This window comes from Spirosoma sp. 48-14, from assembly GCF_001898575.1.
GTDB lineage: Bacteria > Bacteroidota > Bacteroidia > Cytophagales > Spirosomataceae > Spirosoma.
Window position 1 is genome coordinate 347,534 of record NZ_MKUD01000001.1, and the last position, 18,890, is coordinate 366,423.

The following is an 18,890-nucleotide window of genomic DNA, read 5'->3' on the forward strand; positions in this document are numbered from 1 at the left end:
TCTACGTTTAGATCACGGCGCACCCACCAGATATGGTGGTATTTTTTAGTTCACAAAAAAAGCCACTCGGTTGGGAGTGGCCTAGAATATGAGGAGATCATGAAATCAATAGTCGTTTGGCAGGAAACGCAGTAAAGAAGCCCGTGTTGTGGCTAGTAGTAATAAAACGATTCCCCCTAACTGGCTCGTGTTACGGAGCAAATACAACCGATAAAACTCAGTCGTATCTGTTCGGTATAGTTTTTCAAAAATAAACTCCAGAAAAAACTCTGCCAATGCAGGCATTAATAATCCCATCCCAATCCAGAAATATGAATTTCTTTGCAACGATATTGTCACAGAAGTAGTCTGGTAAAAGCGATAAAGAAACAGGGTGGTACTAGCTACCAAGAAACTGTTTTTTACTGTTGACGACAACGAATCGTAACCCTGGTAGCTTTTAAATACGAAAACCTGTATCAGCTCAAACAACACCAATCCATAAGCCAGAAACTGATAGGTTTTCTTTAACGATTCAGGCTTCAGTACATCCCTGAAAAATAAACTTAGAACAGCAAACTTCAGCACATAATCGATTGGCGAAAGAAAATTAAAATCCTGAATACCAATACGACTCAAATAAGGAAAAATAACCTTCACGAACTGATACTGCCCACTCAGTAATATAAATCGAGCGAGCAGTTCTATGGCAACAAAAACCGCACTGGCATACACAAACCAGAAAAAATAAGGTGTAGCAGCTAGTAGGTATGTCCGCTGCTGATAGGCCAGATAAAACAGCACAAACGTATAAAAGCTGGTGAGCAAACCAGACTGGTCAATCAATTTGGCCTGCTCACCTTCTTCTACAACCGCCAGATAGGGTGCAATCAGCGATAGAACAACGATTAGGCCCAGCACAAGCTGACCAATACGCTTCCTGCCACTTATACCTTCAGAACGTAACGTTAAAACGGGGTAGATGAGTCCGACGAATACTATAGCCAGAAACCCGAGTAAAGCATACCATTGCTCAAATGTTTTATAACTCATATAACTCATTAGGCTTCATAGCTGGCCGGAATACGCGTAGGAAAATGGGTTTCTGTAGAGTGCGCTTGCAGAAAGACAACAAATTGCCCACCCTCATATTGCCCCAGCCGACAAACACATTCCTTCATCTCTATGAGCGTCTGCCTGAAAGTAAGCAATGGGGCTTTGGTTTGAAACGAATTGACGGGTTTGTCCATGCCTAATAGTAGCGTCGGTCCTATCTGATGCTCATGTGCATTCGGAATAGCCGTATTGCCTGACAATGGAGTTATGTCAAGCCTAAATCGATCTGCAACTTCTGTACCCGAATGCTCACTCTTTATTATTCTAAACGCCAGCGTATGTACCTGGTTATCGAACATAAGCGGAGTTATGAGTATCTCGTTATCATCAAGGTTGCGAATAAATTCCTCGTACCTGTCTCTTCGAGAGTAAGGATAGCCTCGAAGCCTATCTATAGGAGAAAAAAAATTATTGGCATCGTTCACTAAACTAGGCATGTTTTCATCTAACATCTCGCCCAAACATTCAAGTTTTTCTTTCATTGTTACCTATTTTTATTTTTTAGTCCTTCACACCAACTTGCCCTCAATAGCTTTTGCCACTGCCTCAGGGGCAGAGTTGACGTGTAATTTTTCGTAAATATTTTTTACATGCCAGTGTACTGTATGATAACTCAAACAGCAGGCATCGGCAATCATTTTATAGCTCATTCCTTTTACCATGCAGCCCAACACATCGCGTTCGCGGTCGGTCAGGGCTACATAGGTAGGCTGTGCCTGTACAAACTGATGCTGAAACATGGTCAGTACTTTGGCAGCAATAGTTGGCGACATATGCGCTCCCCCACCCGCAACATCCCGAATGGCCTGTAGCATTACATCAGGATCGGGGCTTTTCAGTACGTATCCTGAAGCTCCTCCGCAAATAGCTGCAAACACCTTATGTTCATCCTCAAACACGGTCTGCATCAACACTTTTGTGTCGGGATAAGCTAGTTTTATATTCTGCAGCGCTTCGATACCTGAAATACCCGGCATCTGAATATCCATTAGCACGACATCGGGTTTATGCTTTCGAATTTTGGCCACAGCCTCGTTGGCGTCGCCATAAGAGCCCGCCAGAAACACATCGTCCTGACTGGCCAAAAACAGGCTCAGGTTTTGCCGAAAACTTTTGTTATCCTCAAACAGTACGATACGAATCATGATCGTTTCGGTGTCATTCGTTTATTGACCAAAGGTCTACTTGTTTTCGGTTTTTAACCCCCACCAATTCTGGCGGTTTCTTATAACTCGGGCACCACTATCGAAATTCGACAGCCACTACCAGACGACGTGTCAATGGTCAGATCCATAAAACTTTCGGCAGCTCGGTTCCGAAAATTTTTCAGACCGTTACCACCGGTCTGTTGAATCAAATTGAAACCAATGCCATTATCGGCAATCAGCCAATGAAGCCCGGTGGCTGAGCGAGAAATCAGCACTTGCACTTTGGTTGCCTGCGAATGTTTAGCAATATTATTAATGGCCTCTTTAAAAATCAAATACAGGTTCCGGCGTTGTTCCATGCTAATTTTCAAGCTTTTATCGAACGGTATCTGATTCTCGAACTGTAATGCAATATCCCGGGCAGTCAATACCTGAAAGGCAAACGAACGCATTTTTTCGAATAGCTTATCGGGTGAGTCGTTGTCGGGGTTGATTGTCCAGACTGTATCACGAATGGTATGAATTGTTTCTTCCGAGTCCGTTTTAATTGTGTCGAGCAACGCTACCACATCGGCCTGATTAACATCCATTTTTCGTTTAACCATGTTGGTTGCCATAGCGATGCTACTCAACGTAGCGCCAACTTCGTCGTGCAGATCAGCGGCAATTCGGTATCGTATGGACTGTACTTTAAGCTTCTGCCGGAAGTTATACAACATAAAAAAGTACATGGCCGCCCCCAGCAACAATACAGCATACACAAGTATAGCCGGAACGAACCACCACTCCTCCGTTAGCTCACGTTCCACCGAAACCCGCACCCGCACCTGGCCCACCACCCGATTACCTTGAAGCGTTCGCACCGCCAGTACATACTCATTGCCATCCAAATTCGTGTAACGAGCAATAGGATACTGACTATTGATCCATTGACGGTCAAATCCTTCCAGTTTATATTGATACACACTTCCGGGCTTAGCCCGAAAAGTAAATGTCACGTCGTTATCGAGCGCATCTAACCGAATAGGTTGATTAGGCCTATATGAAAGGGGCTTCCCATTCGCTGTTACACCCTGTACGGAAACCTGAGCACAAAGATTTCCGACAAGCAATACCATACCTATCACTATGCCAAAACGTCCGTACCTTTTGCGCATCATTTGCCCATAAGTACCCCAAAACCGGCGATTTACCATTAAAACCAGCGTCGTTACCTGTACAAGTTTCCACACGTTGTCGCTCCGTTCCAGGCGGTTTGCTTCTACACTGTACCCTATACTGCCGTCGGAACAGGTGTTTTCTGGTTGCCAATCAGTGGATTTTCGCTGCTAATAAACAGCCTGTTACGTCGAAAAACCAACAAACTTCAGTCATTCCTGCGAAAAGTTATATCCACAAACAGGCTATTTATGAGTTCATTCGTCAGCAGGTAGCGAGCAGGGTTATAGAATTCAGCCACACCAGTAGTCATTATTTTATCGCTCCGACAATTGGGTAATCAAACAAAGCGGTATTACGGCTAAAACTAAACCCGGCTACTTCCATAAAAAAACGACTCAAATTAGCTTCGAGTCGTATCAACAGACTGTTTTGTCAGATCCCAGCATTCTGCAATCTCAGGTATCTAATTATCCCCATACCTAGGAGAGCTGACTGGCAAACCGGGCGCTATCCCAGTTAATATCGACATGAGTAATACGGTCGGATGGATCGAAACGGAAAACAAAGACGTGATCACTATTGAACGTATGGCCCTTGCTGGGTATCCCCAAAAACTCGTTGGCCTGCGTACCAGAAATTGTGACCAGACACGTAACCAGGTCGCCTTCAGCAGTAATGGCATCAACCGTATTGTCAACATTTGGAAAGCAATCCATAATCAACTGCCAGACGTTTTTACCAAACTCCCAGAAAGTCCCTTTCCCATCGTTGCCAAGCGGTATAAAATGCACAGTGGCATCGGGGGTAGCGAGGTTAATCATTCGGGCAACATCAAGGTTACTATAAGCCTCGAAAAATGCCAGACACGCTCCTTTTCGGGTTAATTCAGCTACTGATTCCTGTTTTAGAGTTTCCATGATTATGAGAGTATTGTGTTTTAAAACTATAAAATAGATGAGCTTCAGCCTTACGACACTACTTTCCAGCCGTTTCTTTCGGGTAGTTGGTATGCGCCTTTACCTTACGAATCTGACGCAGATGCCTATCCACATGGCCCCACTGAAAAATATACACCTGGTGCATATTGCGAGGGCTATCGGTCCCTGTCAGTTCAAACTGCGCTCGCATATCGGCCTGGGTTTTCTCCACGAACGAGATGGTCTGATTACGCAGTTTCAGGAAAAACAATAGGTTGTTTTTACCTTCGATAAAGCCTGTCGGTCGTGAGAAATCGGGTGATACATGCGGAGTATCTTCCATGATCCAGTCTGCATAATATTGATCAGGCTTACTGGTCCGATTTAGTTCGGGCTGCGGTTTACTACGGCTTCCCATACTTACTTCCCGAGCCCAGATTATTTCCCACAAAGCGAGGTGTTCCACAATTTCGCCGATACTCCACCGATCAGGCGATTCTTTAAAACGCCACTGCTCCGGACTCAGGTTTTCGGTTTCCTGTATGATCAGATCACGGGTTCGTTTGAGGTTATCAACCGTATATTGGCGATCGGCCTCAGTCCAGAGCTTTGTCGTTGTGGATGTTTGTGCCTGCAACGGGCTGCTGAACAAGGCTGTCACCAAACCCAGGTAAGCAATTTGTCGGATGGTAAAAAAGGATACCATTGTCCAGTAGTTCTTCATCGTATTGCTGCGTAATTGATGAGTCAAAACTACAGGGCTATTCCATGGCCTCATTGTAAAATTGCGACATTCTGCCGCCTGCCGCGAAGTGCTTCTATCCGGCAATTATTGGAACGATTACTCCGACAGATACTGGGTTAACTCAAGGTTATTCCGTACATAGAGTGACGGATTTTTACCTGTAAATGCCGTAAACTCTTTAATAAAATGCGATTGGTCGTAATAACCACATCGATAGACCAGATCCTGCCAATCGTTGATTTGCCAACGCTGGCTGGCTAGCTCGGAACACATATAGCTAACCCGTCGGATGCGTGCATAAAATTTAGGACTCACACCAATCCGTTGTAGAAATTTCCGCTCAAACTGCCGACGGCACAGAAACGCATCTTCGATCAACCCACTCAAACTTACATTACCCCGATTCGCGACAATCAGGTTAGCCACATAGTCGATGCGGTCGGGCTGAAGATTACGCTTTATCAACTGAAAGGATAAAAATTGCTCCAGACAGGCAATTTGCGCCGAATGGCTGGGCGCTTCGGCTAGCTGCTCGGCTAGGTAATGAACCGATTGCTCCAGCACGTCAGTGAGCGCAATGCGTTCATCGGTCAGCTCAACCATCGGTAAACCAAACAGGCTTCCTATTCCTGCCGGGCGGAAAACAATCCCAAGCATGTGGATGTGGTCGGGCAAATAGAGTCGGTATTGATGAGTTGCCTGCCCGGTCATAAATGCCGTAGGAACTACCCGAATCGAATTTCGTTGCGTAGTACCTACCGAATAAGGAGCTCCCAGGTTAAAGACAATCGAGCCAAATCCGGTCGGTGGCGATTCTATAACAGCAGGCTTACTTGTGGGTAACGCCCAGGTCGTTGCATCAGGCTTATTTTCCCAGATATAATAACATTCCACAAAAGGAGCCAGATGAGGAGCCGGAAAATATTTCTGATAAAACATGGGTGTATAGCCTGATCAACGATAATCTACTAGATAGCTATTTAACGATATATATCTGATAAATAGCTATCAAACGGTCGTTGATACAGAAAACACCGATTTTGCTCACCGCAAAACCTGATCCTTATCGAATCCGGTATTCCGAAAATATTCCCTGATTGGCCTTTCTTTTACCAATAGCAATGTATTGTGTATTCGCCTGGCGTGGTTTCTTAAAGCTGGAAAATCCAGAAACAGACATTAAAAAAATAAGGCCGATTTTGAGAATCGACCTTATTAATCGCCTACAAATTAATCACTTATCACGCATGTTGCCGGGCGTGTTTGCCTTCTCGAATCTCCTCAATCATTTTTCGATTGAAGGCCGGAATATCATCTGGTTTCCGACTCGTTACCAGGCCCTGGTCAGTTACTACTTCCTGATCGACCCAGTTGGCTCCGGCATTTTTCAGATCGGTTTGAATCGACGGATAGGACGTAAGTTTTCGACCGTTAACAACTCCTGCTTCAATGAGCATAATAGGGGCATGGCAGATAGCCGCTACTGGCTTTTGGTTTTCGAAAAAGTGGCGGATAAACTGAATAGCCTTTGGCTCCATCCGCAGGGTATCTGGGTTCATGACGCCCCCCGGTAGCAGTAGGGCATCATACTGAGCTGGATCGGCACCCGCCAAAGGCAAATCAACCGGAAACGTATCGCCCCAATCTGTGTGTTCCCAACCTTTTACATCACCTCCTTTCGGAGCAATCAGGTGCGTGGTGGCTCCAGCATCCTGTAAGGCTTTGCGGGGCTCCGTCATTTCGACCTGTTCAAATCCATCGGTCAGCAAAATCGCTACCTTCTTCCCATCCAATCGTTGCTGCGTTTCCATCGTTTTGTTGAGTATTTAATTCTCCGATATAACTACAGAACCCGACGAAAGTTATTGGATTTATCAACTGTATTCCGTTGCAAGGGAATCAGAAGCGTACTATTTTCTGGCTACCATACTGACCATCAGCCGTTAACCGGAGAATGTATTCGCCCGGTGACGAAGGCAGCGAATGGGTTGGCAACGTTTCCTGATGTTCCCCCATTGATTGATCCGGCCGGGTAAATTGCTGTACAATTCGTCCGCTGGCATCGGTTATCGTTAATAAAACACTAGTCCGCTTTTGCAATCGGTAGCGAACAGTAATATCGCTCGCTGACGGATTGGGCTGAACGATCACCTCAAACCCAGGTGTTGGCTCTACGCCCAGCACCTGTACATCCATTGTCAGAATGGCGTTATCCATCCACTCCAGGCGGTTTTTAACCCAGGTTTTCAGAAAGTTGATTTCTTCCTGATAGGTTTTGCCGACAAAGCTATTGGGCCAGACATAAACGCCCAGAATAGGCCAGCGCTGAAAGTTACGACTCTGCGGTTCGGCCAGTACATTGGCCACTGAATCGACATAGGCCTGAACACGCTCAGTTTTGAGCAACCCTTTTCGAAGCGCCTGGTATTTGGCCCGTACAGCCTTCGAAAAGCGAGGATCGCTCACCAGTCTATACCACCAGAATGGAACCTGATAGGGATCGTCTCCACAGATTTTATCGTAGGTGTACGACCAGCCCTGATACGAATTCCCATTGCAGTAATTGGCATTGCCATAGGCCAGATTAAAGTCCCAGATCGGTCCCATCACCATTCGTCCATCTTTCGAATCGCGATCTTTATAGAAAAAAGCACTCAGCCGATACCCATCCAGATTATGCGCCACTTCGGTCATAATCATATAGTCGACAAAGGAATCATCATGAATATATTTTCGATACCCGACTGCCGAATCCTGGTATTTAGCGCCAGCCAGCGTGTTCTCAAAATCGGTTACAAACTGTTTGGCATACTGGTATTGCTGTTCGGTCACCTCATCGATTTTGGGTTTATCAATCTGAATAGGAATAGCAATGCCATTGGTTTTGAAGGGAGAATCCCAGTCGCGCGAATCGGAACCTGTGTATTTATCAATTTTGAAAATATATCCACCCGTTACCGCATCGCCTGTGTTATCGGAGGTTTTAATGCTGGTGATATTTACCCGATTTTTATTTCGTTTGATCTTTTCCATCAGCATATACACACCATTGTAGCTCCCATTCAATACCACTTCGCACAAGCGAAAACGAGGTGTATAATAAGCACTTAACTGTCGATTAAGATCGTAGGTAAGCGGCTCCCGAATTAATGATTTGTCGTTATACATGGCATTGAGCACCCAATCTGATTCGGAAGGCATACCCAGAATCGATGCATTGACGGAATTTTCGCCCGACGCATCCCGTAATTCAAATCCATACGGTTTTTTAGGAAAACTTTGCGACGATGAGCCCCGTAGTTCGATACCAATTTTACTAGTAAACGTAGGCGTATCCGTCAAGGTGTTGCGTTTGCCCGAACCATTATCGATAATCGCCAGATCGGCTACAATTTTCGGGTCATCGACAATGGTTTTGCTGCCTGTATTAATGATGATAATGGGCAGATTCGATGAGGTAAAGGTTTGCCCAAACGCCGAAACCCCAAGCAGTTGTAAGCAAATTATCCAATAGTAAAGCGACTTCATAGTGGTGTAGGCTAAACGGGTCTATTTTAAAAATACCTTTTTAGACCGTCTCCTCCTTATAAAGCAATATAGTGCTATCGAATACTAGCAATCGCCGTATTTTACCTGTCTAGTTACCGATAGTCAGTTTACCGCCATTTATGTAATTGACTTTACCTTTCAGGTCAAGCCCTTTAGCCTGTACAGTCGCGTCGATGGTCACAACGTGGCCCGGCTGGACAAATGCCTGATCAGTGAGCGACGGAATACGACCGCAAGCCCAGGTAGCGGGATCATTCCAATTACCTGATCTTACACTGGTTACTCGATCGGTGTAGCAACTAGCCTGCGACAGCAACCGGATATAGGCCCCCTGCGAATAAATAGCCGGTTCGTTAAGTTGCCAGGAATTTTCAGGATAACTTGTATTCCAGGCTTTATAGGATTTCTGAATCGGCTGGTTCTGTGGCGGACTGATTACAGGCCCTGAATACGCAGCATCGGGCGCGTAGGTTGGATTAGCACCACCCATCAGATAACCCGGTGGCGGATTCAGGTCGAAAACAGTTCCGTCGCCAAACCACGAATGGTACATAGTCGGAGCCGAAAATTCGCCACCATAGGCGCCCATATTGGTCAGGTAACAGTAAGCCGTCGGATTGACGCCATGCAGATAATGAATGAATCCCATGCCCGCATCCCGATAATTGGTCTTATTGCCCACATCCTGATTGTAGACGTTCATGGTGAAGAACATATTCCCCTGATGCGACTTGGTTTCGTTGCTGCCCCAGGTATAATTGTCATTTTTCAGGAAGGCCCGGTACGCATCCGATTGATTCAGATACGAAGGCAGGTTGTCCGAATTACCTGTTTTCAAACTCCCGGAATAGGTCGATAAAATGGCATTTTTAACACTGGTTGTGGCTCCGGCAGCGCGAGTGTAGTAGAGCAACGCATCCTGGTAGGTGGCCTCAAACGGATAGGCAAAACTCCATTGCATCAAATGCACCTGACTGTAGTTTGCATCAAAGAATGTCTTGTAGGTATTGTCGCCGGTCAGAACGTACAGGAAAGCCGCTGCCGCTACACGCCTGGCCAGTCGGTCATTGTCGGCATAAGTGGCCGCTACACTCTGGAAACCAGCATTATTGAACAGGACAGATGGGTTACTATTGGCCCAATTGAACGCATTGATAGCCGCCGTCTGAAGCGTACTTCCATAGCTTTGCAGGGTCGGACTACTCAGCGATTTAAACTGGATGGCAGCCAGTGCAAAAACAGCCGCTCCGGTAGCCGTGGCATCGGTGCTGGCAGCTCCATACCGACGAGCATGGGTATCGGCACTGGGGGGCGAGGTAGCACTAAAATCGATAACCGATACTTTATGTAGTAAAGACCCATCGGCCTGCTGCATCCGCAGGAGCCAGTCGAGTTCCCATTTCACCTCGTCAAGCAAATCCGGTACTCCATTTCCGGATTCTGGCAGGTTAAAATCGTCGGTCCAGACCGTCGGGTTTTCCTGATAGGCCAGCAACATATCCACCAGTGTGCCGTAGGTAAACGGAACATACTTGTTATAATCGCCCGCATCGAACCACCCACCCCGTACATCTTTCGACGTAGTTACCGACGTATTACTCACCAGCCGACAGTCGGCATCCTGCTGCGTTCCCAGAAAAGCCGCACCATCGGTCCACGGACTTTGTGCATAAGGGGTTTGTTTGGCAAAGCCGCTTCGTTGGTAAAAAAAGACACGCGTCGCCTGCTTCAGAACAGTCTGATAAACGGTATTGCCAATATCGAATGCATACGATCGCTTGTTTTGCCCTACATCATACACATAATAGGTTCCGGGAATCTGTAAGGCCGAAAAATCGAACCACCAGACCTTATCACCCGACTGCGTATGGGTAGCGCCCGCACTCCACGACGTAGGCGTTCCTGTAAACACAACCGCATCGTTTACCGCGTTCCGAATCTGATATGTGGCTGATGGCGTGAACGGTTCGCCTGAATTATAGCCTGTTTGCGGATTGCTGACAACAGCCACTTTTTTAGCCAGTGGCAAATACCCAAACTGATCGACCTTGATGTGGTTATCGACTTCCGGGAAACTGCTCAGCTGATAGCTTTTGACAAAGTTCCAGATCGTTTGAGCAACGTTGAACTGCGTACTCCAGCCGTGTGTGGCATCTTTGGTCATCAATAAAACCACTTTTTTGCCTGATCCACAAAACGTCAGTGAATCGACAGTAGGGTTAAAAGCGGTAGTCGTGTACGAACTCCAGTTGTTGCAGTTCATCCCGGCATAGTTCGATAGCGGCCAGGCATAGGCTGGTGTTTTGGGATAGGGTACAATCGGGGGCGTTACGGTTGGGTCGCCTGCGCTATGGATATGCAGTATAGGAACGGGCGTATACGTACCTGCCGAAAAATACGTGTTTGAATAGCTGTTATTAACCCACAAACTGGCAGCTACCGGAGCGAAAGCCGCGATCTTATTCGCCAGTGCCATACTGAGGAAATAGCACATATACCCACCCCCCGAATGCCCCGTTACGTACACCCGATTGCGATTGATGCGATAGGTTTGAGCAAAGTAATCAATTAGATCAGAGGTAAATCGTACATCATCCGGCGCATTCGGGTCCGCCGGGCTGGGGCCATTGGCATCTCCTGCCGATCCGAAACCAGGAGCCGTATCGGCATATTTGTTGAATTGAATACCCCCTCCCACCGTCACGGCATCTGGGTAGACTACCAGGAAATTCTGGGTATTGGCTACGGCATCCAGCCCAGCATACGACTGAAAGCCAGCGCCTGTACCACCATCGCCATGAAAGGCAATCACAAGCGGCAGATTATCCTTCGGAAAAGCTGTAGGAAGATGATAGGAAAACGTCCGCGTTCGACCACCAGATACCAGATTACCAGAACCATTCACCGGACTTTGCGCCCCGACTTTAGTGGCCACCAGCATCCATGCGAGCGAAAAGAGAAGCCTCACCACGTTCATGCCCGTCCTTGTTTTGTTGAGATTCAATCAGTAGTTCAACGCCTGATAGATTGTAAATAAGCAAAAGCAGACATTTAACGAGTAATTTTCTATGTAAGCGGTCGAGTAATTTATACGTTTCTAAACAAGCTGATTTGTACAACCTATTTACTCTTCAGTAAAACCAAACAGAGCCGAATCGCGTGACCCGGCCCTGTTTGGTTTTACTGCTTCAAAATTCGTTTTCGGAATACCTCATCGCCCATCCTGATTTCAACAAAGTAGACCCCTCCCGGTGTGTTTCTTATATCAAGTTCCTGCTGGAAGACATCGGTGGTTTTCTGGTAGTTCTGACGGCTCAGTTCGGCTCCATTTATGTTTCGGACGCCCAGTGTCAAAGCTCCTCGCAGCGGGCTGCTGAATGATACCATCATCTGGCCGTCGCTGGGGTTGGGCGTAATCTGTAGGGCCTGTTCGGCAAGCGGGGTTGTCGAGGTAACGGTACCCGCCCGGACATTGACGGTCACGACGGCGCTTGTGCTACACAAATCCAGTCCCGAACCCGTAACCGTATAGGACGTGGTTTGGGTAGGGCTAGCCACTACCTGCGCCCCCAGTGTTGTGTTGAGGCCTGGGCCACTCCAGGTGAATATACTTGCCCCACGCGCATTCAGCGTAACGGTCTGACCGGGGTTAATAAAAACAGCCGAAGCGGCTACCTGTACTGAGGGTTTCTGCCCAACCCGACCGGCAATATTATGCGACACGTTCAAACCCAGGCTATCGGCATACCGAATCCAGTTGCCCTGCTGGCTAAGCCGCCACGATGTTGCGGCCAGCGACTCACCATTTTTGGTCGTCACTAAGGCAACGGTATCACCCGATGCGTAGGGGAGCAAAATACCGATATGAAATGGTAAGCCACTCAACGGAAGGCTCTTATCAAAGGTTACAGAGGTAGCACGGTTATTGGCTACGTCGTTCAGAATATCCCGCAAAGGAACATCTTTCTGTCCCAGAATAGCACCCGGCCCACCCTGGAATCCACGGCCATTCCAGACCGTTACGGTTACAACCGATTCCGTCGCGGCTCCTTTGGCGGCTTTAGCAACGCCGAATTTAAGCGTAGCTCCCGACAGGTTATTATAGGCCAGCTTATTGGCAAAGAACTCCGAAACGGCCTGACTCTTGTGGCTATTCTGCCCGGCTACATAGCCTGTTCCACCTGTTTCCCGCAGTATGGTTGCCGTACCATTAAAGTTGGTGATATCCGCACAAAGACCCGCATTCAGTACTTCGATGTATTCGGTGCGCACCAGCGGGTCCGACTGACCAACCGCATTTGTAGTGACCAGCGTTACCTTAAACTTACCCGGCTGGTTATAAGTAACCGTCGGGTTTTGCTCCGTAGATGTTGACGGGGTCCCGCCTTCAAAAGTCCATGACCACGAGGTCGGAAAATTATCCGATAGGTCGGTAAACTTAAGCTGTCCTCCCAGCAAAACCTGCTGATTATCGACCCGGAAATTCGGAATGGGCCGGGCGGCCACCTGTGTACCACATACGTTAGACGATAGCAATGTTAACCGCCGGGGGCTAAGTGCCATAACTGCCCGAATCCGGTCTTTCTGGTTCTGGGTGAATATATTGGAGCAGGCATCGTTGGAGTAGTCCATATAGTTCTGCACCATGTTTGTCGATCCGCAGCTTACCCGCCCCACCTGGCAGCCATTACTAGCCGACGCTTGAGGAGGTGTATCGGCGCAAAAATCGTCGCCACAAACGGCATCGCCCCAAATGTGCCGCAAACCCAGGAAGTGGCCCGTTTCATGCGTCAGGGTACGACCCAGGTTATAGGGAGCCTGAAGTACGGGGAATGTTCCTTTATCGGCACTTCCGAACGCTTTATAATAAATGACGACCCCATCCGTACTGGCAGGGGAGTTGGTAGGGATACCCGGCAGGTTCGACTGGCTGGGAAACTGTGCATACCCCAATAATTGCCCGTTTACAGAAGGCTCGTTCAGGTCGAGTACCCAGATGTTGTAGTATTTATCGGGGTTCCAGTAGGTACTGGGTTTCAGTACCCCTTCGATACTGGCCTGATCCCAGGTGGTTCGATTGCCGTTGTACCGATCGATACCCGGCTCGGCCATCGTTTGCCCCTGCGGATTCACCGCAGCCAGACAAAACTCGATTTCAATATCGGCCCCCACCGGATTGTCATTAAACCCACGGGTACCGGCTTTCCGTCGATAATCTTCATTCAATACGGCCAGTTGCGATTGCACCTGTGCCTGACTTATGTTTCGCCCCGACCCGACCGTTTCTCCATTGTGTACTACGTGAACGATAACCGGAATCGTAATGACCGTAGCGGCTGCCGTCCGGTTATTAGCCATTTGCTTTTTGAGCGCAATCATTTTCAACTGCAACTCCCGCTCAAAATCGGCAAGTGAACCCAATTGCGGATTTTTGGCCCGACGCACACTATCCAGATACATCGTTCCGCATTTCTCAGGAGCCTGAGCGCGTAAGCTGGTTGTCAATAAACCTAGTAAGGTTAGGCTAAGTATGAATCGAAACATATGCCTATTTGGTCGTAACAGGGGTAAACGTAAACTGGTAACTGGCATCAATGTCCTGGAAGTAATACTGAACCGTCATTGATGTACTGGTCAGGTTTTTAATCACCCAGGGGTATATACCGTTCAATATGGGAATGTAGAATTCCAGGGTTGCATTGGCATTGATCAATGTCCATTTATCTGTCACATAAATATCGGGATCAGAGGCACTGCATTTTGTAGGCCCTTCACTAGCCTCAAACTTTCGTTCCGCATTGGCATAAAAGGTCAGGTAATCATCGTAAATACAAGGCGCTATATTGCTTTGTGTCACGGGGATCACGCCCGATGCATTTCCCGCGTCGATCACCTGAAAAGAGACCATCTTCCAGGTTTTCTTGTCGGTGCCTGTCAGCAGTTGTGAGTACGTCGGAGGTTTGGGTTCTATCTTTTCCGAGCAGCCTCCCAGTATCCAGCCGATAAATCCTGGGATCAATAAGACGCGTATAAACTGTCGCATAGGTAAAGCTTGTCAACTAGTCTGTAAATAGTTCTGTAACAGTCCCTCACTGGGGCGTATAGGTTTGTACGTAATTCAGTGTCGTATCTTTACCTGTACTTTGTTTAATAGTAAACTGAAGGCTTAGGGTAATCACCCTATTCTTGGGATTCCAGGCTCCTGTACCCTTAATCGTGTCTGTTGATCCTAATTCAGCATTGTTTTGAGTCGGTACGGTGAGTGAGTTATCCCCATTGTCGATAAAAGTGAGCGTTGGCTTGATCGCATCAAAGCTAAGGAGACCAATATTCCAGTTGCTCAATACATAGTTTTTACAGTCGGTACTGGTGATCTGTACGTTCGATATAGTGGCCGTTTGCGGTCCGGTTTGTGTATTAAATACCTGTGTTCCTGTATAAGACCCGCCCAGCAGGCAATCGTCCTGAATAATCAGGGTAAACTGCTTACCAATAACGTTTTCGCCACTGCCAAAACCCACCTGCAATGAACTAGGCTGTACGCTGGTTATGGTAAACGTTACGGTCGATGACTCCAGGATGTTGTTGGCGTTGTTAATCAGTTGCAACACAATATTGGCCTTGCTCGACTTAGCCGGGATAGTTACGGTGCCTTTCTTACTGGAAAAATAGTACTCTTTCCCCTCGCGTGCCGTTCCGCCAACCGTATAGTTGATGGTAATGGCCTGGTCCAGTTGCGGCCCGGCATTATGTACCTCTATGTTAATCGGCTGGCTATAGCTTTCCTTATAAGTCAAGCTATCCTTTGTAAAACGAACATAGTAGGGTCCTTCGAAAATACGGTCAATATCGCTTGTTTCGCAGGCGAATACGCCCAGCGTCAGCACGAGTACGACTCCGAACAACCCACGTAGTTTATTGGTTATCATGACGTTTCGATTCGTTAATGATTAATACCCTGGATTCTGGGCTCCCTGTAGGCCGGGGTTACGTAAAATTTCCGATTGTGGTATAGGCCATAATTCATATCGACTATTCCAGTTGGGCGAGAAAGCCGACATCACAGCCTGTGCCCGTCCCGTCCGCACCAGATCGTACCAGCGGTGCCCTTCGAATGCCAGTTCATACTGACGCTCCCGCTCTACCGCCAGCAGGATATCGGCTTGTGCAGTAGCTGTTACAGCGGTGCTTTTGGCCCGTGTTCGCAATAAATTCAGGTCAGCTACCGCCCCTGTCGTACCAGTCAGTTTATTCTGCTGCGCGCGTGCTTCGGCCCGAATCAGGCACATTTCAGCTAAGCGGAACACCACAATGTTGGCATTGTTCTCAACAGCTGTGCCATATTTACGAACCGTCCAGCCATTGTCGTTTCCTTGCTGTTTTGTCACATCGAAGGAAATCGTTGCCACGCGGGTGCCTGATTCCAGTGAGTTGAGGCTGATCACGACCTGATCCGACGGAATCACTTCCCGACGAGAAACAAATAAGGTATTTAGGGTAGCTGGATCATCATTTTGCGTATACCCCACTTCAAAGATGGATTCAGCCGTAAAGTTCTGCTTAACGATGGTATTGTAATCGGGCACCAGCGAAAACTTACCCGAGTTGATCACCAGCGACGCATAGTTTTCTGCCTGGGCATAGTTTTTCTGATACAGATAAAATCGGGCCAGGGCAGCCTGTACTACCCGCTTCGACAGATAAGCCACGCCAGTCGATGAGTCGTCGGGTAAATCGGCCAGGGCAGCCTGATAATCGGCCAAAACCGCTGCCAGAACCGTAGCTTTAGCCGTCCGGCTGATGTTTCGGTTCGTTGTCTGGTCGGTCGTCGTTACTAGTGGAATATCACCAAAGGTATAGACACCGTAAAAATTCGCCAGCCCCCGCAGAAACTTGGCTTCGGCAGTCAACTGTTTTCGGGCATCAGTCGTAACGCCCGTCACAGTAGGCAGCCGTTCCAGAATAAAATTGGCGACATACACGCACCCATAAATAGCGCCCCAAAATGTAGTGACATCGGAGTTGGTAGCTGTAATCTGCTTCGTACCAAATTCCTGATAGGAAGCGAATGTGCCGTTATGCTTGATATGATCGGCCGTGAAGTCACCCGCAATGACAATCGAGGAAGTCATTGCCCGGAACGAACTATATAAACCAATCCGCACCAGTGGCACATCGGCGGCCCGCTTCAGGGTTAATTCATCGATCTGCAAATCGTACGGTGTGGGTTCCAGCACATCCTGGCAGGAACTCAGCAGAACAATTGTCAGTATGAAACAAGTTATGTAAGACTTCATTGAGAACGTGTGCTTGCCTGAAATAATAAATGAGCAGTGCTTAAAACGTCACTGTTACGCCACCTGATATGTTTTTAACCTGCGGAAGCGTATTTAAGTCGATACCCTGGGCGGTTGTCGATCCATCCAGCGTACTTAGTTCCGGATCTGATCCTGAATATTTTGTGTACGTCCAGATGTTGGTGGCCGAAGCAAAAACCCGAACGCCCGATAATTTTACATAACCAACCCATTTTTTAGGCAGGTTATAGCCGATCGTCACATTTTTCAGACGCAGGTAAGAACCATCTTCCAGAAAACGGCTGCTGAGATAATTGTTATAGGTGTTCTCGTACACATAGCGTGGAACGCTCGTAATATCTCCTTCTTTCTGCCACCGCTTCAATGCATCGACACTCTGGTTGAAGGCAAGTGACGAGCCTGTATTGACCGATGTTTGTTTGGTCATATTCAATACATGATTGCCATAGGAAAACTGGAAGAAAACACTCAGGTCGAATCCTTTATACGAAAGCCGGTTGGTCAGGCCACCAAAAAACTTCGGCTGTGCATTGCCAATTACCTGCCCATCGTCGGGAGTGATTCGGCCATCCCCATTCTTATCCTGGTAAATAGCATCACCCGTACCCGCATCAACGCCTAAGAATTTCAGTCCCCAGAATGTGCCGAGCGGTTGCCCTGGCAATACGACGTTGGTAGCCGCAACGCCGTTGCCCTGATAGCCAGCGAACAAAGGTTCGTCTGTGGCTAACTCAACTACTTTATTCTGGTTAGTCGAAATATTCAGATCTGTATTCCAGCGGAGGCCTTTCTTATCAATATTAACCGTGCTGATGGTCAGCTCCAGCCCCTTGTTGCTTATTTTACCAATGTTCCCCTGCACCGAACCAAAGCCTGAAGTCAACGGAATTGGCTGACTGAACAAGAGTTTATCCGTGAGGTTGCTGTAGGCATCAAACGTAACAGTTAAGCGCCCATTGAAGAACGACGCATCCAAACCAACATTAGCCTCTCGTGTACGTTCCCATTGCAGATTGGGGTTGGCAAGTCCGGCTGGTCCAAGCCCGGACGAACCACTGTACGTAGTAGCTGCCCAGGTTCCCAGATAGAGGAAGTTACCAATCTGTTCGTTCCCCGTAAATCCATAACTCCCTCTCAGTTTTAGGTCACTCAGGAAGCTAAATTGTTCCATGAATGATTCCTCGGAGATACGCCAGCCCAGCGACCCTGATGGGAAAAAACCGAATTTCCGGTTGGGGCCAAACCGTGACGACCCATCGTATCGACCCGTTACAGATACCAGATACTTGTCTTTGTAATCGTATTTAACTTCGCCTAAGCCTGAGAATAAACCGCTGTTAACCAATGAAGAGCTCCCCTGATTGACCACCCCGGCCGATGAGATGTACGTAAAATCGTCGCTTGGGAAATATTCACCATTCACCGAACCGGCCCGGTTGGTCCGTTTAATGATTTCGATACCACCCAGTGCGCTAATCCGATGTTTTTCATTGATCAGTGTATTGTACGACAGTGTGTTAGAGCTTGTAAACGTTGCCGCTAAACTCGTATTATATTCGCCATACCCTTGCTGCCCCAAACTGGCACTGTACCCTCCGGTAGCCGTCGATCGGGGAAAATACAGGTTCTCTATAATGCTGTTGTAATCGATACTGGCTTTCGATTGAAAACGTAGGTTCTGCAGAAATTGATACGCTACGTATACACCACCCAGCATTTTGGTTGTCAGTACCTGCTGGCGAGGTAAAAGGGCTTCACCAACCGGATTGAAGTTTGGGAAGTCCGGATAATTGGGATCACCTGGCGCATACAGTTGCCCCTGTTCGTTGTAGGGCGAATAATAGGGCAGGCTCCGGGTTGCGCCCGAGTACACACCATCCAGAAAGTTATCGCCAGCCACCCGGTTGTTTACGGCTCGCGCTACAGTGATATTACTGCCAAAGGATAGTTTATCGGT

Annotated in this window: 15 protein-coding genes; all 15 read right to left on the reverse strand. The window is 47.7% G+C overall.

All coding sequences use genetic code 11. The annotated features are described in order from the left end of the window. Window positions 1–105: 105 nt before the first annotated feature. On the reverse strand, window positions 106–1,032 hold the full coding sequence (locus BGO59_RS01335) for a hypothetical protein (protein WP_080058174.1): 927 nt from the start codon (window positions 1,030–1,032) through the stop codon (window positions 106–108). A gap of 8 nt (window positions 1,033–1,040) precedes the next feature. After that, window positions 1,041–1,577 (reverse strand): hypothetical protein, encoded by a 537-nt coding sequence (locus BGO59_RS01340; protein ID WP_293679377.1) that lies wholly within the window; start codon window positions 1,575–1,577, stop codon window positions 1,041–1,043. Between the two features lie 27 nt (window positions 1,578–1,604). Beyond that, window positions 1,605–2,240, reverse strand: coding sequence for a response regulator transcription factor (locus BGO59_RS01345; RefSeq protein WP_080058176.1), 636 nt, complete (start codon window positions 2,238–2,240; stop codon window positions 1,605–1,607). 80 nt (window positions 2,241–2,320) lie between these two features. Then, window positions 2,321–3,241, reverse strand: a complete 921-nt coding sequence (locus BGO59_RS01350; RefSeq protein ID WP_293679380.1) for a histidine kinase — start codon at window positions 3,239–3,241, stop codon at window positions 2,321–2,323. 642 nt (window positions 3,242–3,883) lie between these two features. Continuing rightward, on the reverse strand, window positions 3,884–4,321 hold the full coding sequence (locus BGO59_RS01355; RefSeq protein WP_293679382.1) for an ester cyclase: 438 nt from the start codon (window positions 4,319–4,321) through the stop codon (window positions 3,884–3,886). A gap of 58 nt (window positions 4,322–4,379) precedes the next feature. Beyond that, window positions 4,380–5,072, reverse strand: coding sequence for a DinB family protein (locus BGO59_RS01360; RefSeq protein WP_293679384.1), 693 nt, complete (start codon window positions 5,070–5,072; stop codon window positions 4,380–4,382). Between the two features lie 90 nt (window positions 5,073–5,162). Then, a complete protein-coding gene (locus BGO59_RS01365) occupies window positions 5,163–6,005 on the reverse strand; it encodes an AraC family transcriptional regulator (protein ID WP_293679386.1) in 843 nt (280 codons plus the stop codon). A 302-nt stretch (window positions 6,006–6,307) separates the two neighbouring features. Continuing rightward, on the reverse strand, window positions 6,308–6,877 hold the full coding sequence (locus BGO59_RS01370; protein WP_293679388.1) for a type 1 glutamine amidotransferase domain-containing protein: 570 nt from the start codon (window positions 6,875–6,877) through the stop codon (window positions 6,308–6,310). Window positions 6,878–6,965: 88 nt separating this feature from the next. Further along, window positions 6,966–8,594: a CotH kinase family protein gene (locus BGO59_RS01375; RefSeq protein WP_293679390.1), complete on the reverse strand. Its 1,629-nt coding sequence runs from the start codon at window positions 8,592–8,594 to the stop codon at window positions 6,966–6,968. 109 nt (window positions 8,595–8,703) lie between these two features. Then, window positions 8,704–11,592, reverse strand: a complete 2,889-nt coding sequence (locus BGO59_RS01380) for a glycoside hydrolase family 9 protein (RefSeq protein WP_293679392.1) — start codon at window positions 11,590–11,592, stop codon at window positions 8,704–8,706. 203 nt (window positions 11,593–11,795) lie between these two features. Beyond that, on the reverse strand, window positions 11,796–14,159 hold the full coding sequence (locus BGO59_RS01385; protein ID WP_293679394.1) for a M43 family zinc metalloprotease: 2,364 nt from the start codon (window positions 14,157–14,159) through the stop codon (window positions 11,796–11,798). A gap of 4 nt (window positions 14,160–14,163) precedes the next feature. Further along, window positions 14,164–14,658: a hypothetical protein gene (locus BGO59_RS01390; protein ID WP_293679396.1), complete on the reverse strand. Its 495-nt coding sequence runs from the start codon at window positions 14,656–14,658 to the stop codon at window positions 14,164–14,166. 46 nt (window positions 14,659–14,704) lie between these two features. Next, window positions 14,705–15,544, reverse strand: a complete 840-nt coding sequence (locus BGO59_RS01395) for a hypothetical protein (RefSeq protein WP_293679398.1) — start codon at window positions 15,542–15,544, stop codon at window positions 14,705–14,707. A 21-nt stretch (window positions 15,545–15,565) separates the two neighbouring features. Then, the gene (locus BGO59_RS01400; protein WP_293679400.1) at window positions 15,566–16,912 is read right to left on the reverse strand and encodes a RagB/SusD family nutrient uptake outer membrane protein; all 1,347 of its coding nucleotides are present in this window, start codon (window positions 16,910–16,912) and stop codon (window positions 15,566–15,568) included. A gap of 40 nt (window positions 16,913–16,952) precedes the next feature. Then, window positions 16,953–18,890 (reverse strand): SusC/RagA family TonB-linked outer membrane protein (locus tag BGO59_RS01405; RefSeq protein ID WP_293679402.1); only part of this gene is annotated, 1,938 nt, incomplete at its 5' end.

What these genes read in the sequence shown, in the direction of transcription:
- BGO59_RS01335 (WP_080058174.1), bottom strand. Translation starts at nt 1,032, where the DNA reads ATGAGTTATAAAACATTTGAGCAATGGTATGCTTTACTCGGGTTTCTG.
- BGO59_RS01340 (WP_293679377.1), bottom strand. Translation starts at nt 1,577, where the DNA reads ATGAAAGAAAAACTTGAATGTTTGGGCGAGATGTTAGATGAAAACATG.
- BGO59_RS01345 (WP_080058176.1), bottom strand. Translation starts at nt 2,240, where the DNA reads ATGATTCGTATCGTACTGTTTGAGGATAACAAAAGTTTTCGGCAAAAC.
- BGO59_RS01355 (WP_293679382.1), bottom strand. Translation starts at nt 4,321, where the DNA reads ATGGAAACTCTAAAACAGGAATCAGTAGCTGAATTAACCCGAAAAGGA.
- BGO59_RS01365 (WP_293679386.1), bottom strand. Translation starts at nt 6,005, where the DNA reads ATGTTTTATCAGAAATATTTTCCGGCTCCTCATCTGGCTCCTTTTGTG.
- BGO59_RS01370 (WP_293679388.1), bottom strand. Translation starts at nt 6,877, where the DNA reads ATGGAAACGCAGCAACGATTGGATGGGAAGAAGGTAGCGATTTTGCTG.
- BGO59_RS01375 (WP_293679390.1), bottom strand. Translation starts at nt 8,594, where the DNA reads ATGAAGTCGCTTTACTATTGGATAATTTGCTTACAACTGCTTGGGGTT.
- BGO59_RS01380 (WP_293679392.1), bottom strand. Translation starts at nt 11,592, where the DNA reads ATGAACGTGGTGAGGCTTCTCTTTTCGCTCGCATGGATGCTGGTGGCC.
- BGO59_RS01385 (WP_293679394.1), bottom strand. Translation starts at nt 14,159, where the DNA reads ATGTTTCGATTCATACTTAGCCTAACCTTACTAGGTTTATTGACAACC.
- BGO59_RS01390 (WP_293679396.1), bottom strand. Translation starts at nt 14,658, where the DNA reads ATGCGACAGTTTATACGCGTCTTATTGATCCCAGGATTTATCGGCTGG.
- BGO59_RS01395 (WP_293679398.1), bottom strand. Translation starts at nt 15,544, where the DNA reads ATGATAACCAATAAACTACGTGGGTTGTTCGGAGTCGTACTCGTGCTG.
- BGO59_RS01400 (WP_293679400.1), bottom strand. Translation starts at nt 16,912, where the DNA reads ATGAAGTCTTACATAACTTGTTTCATACTGACAATTGTTCTGCTGAGT.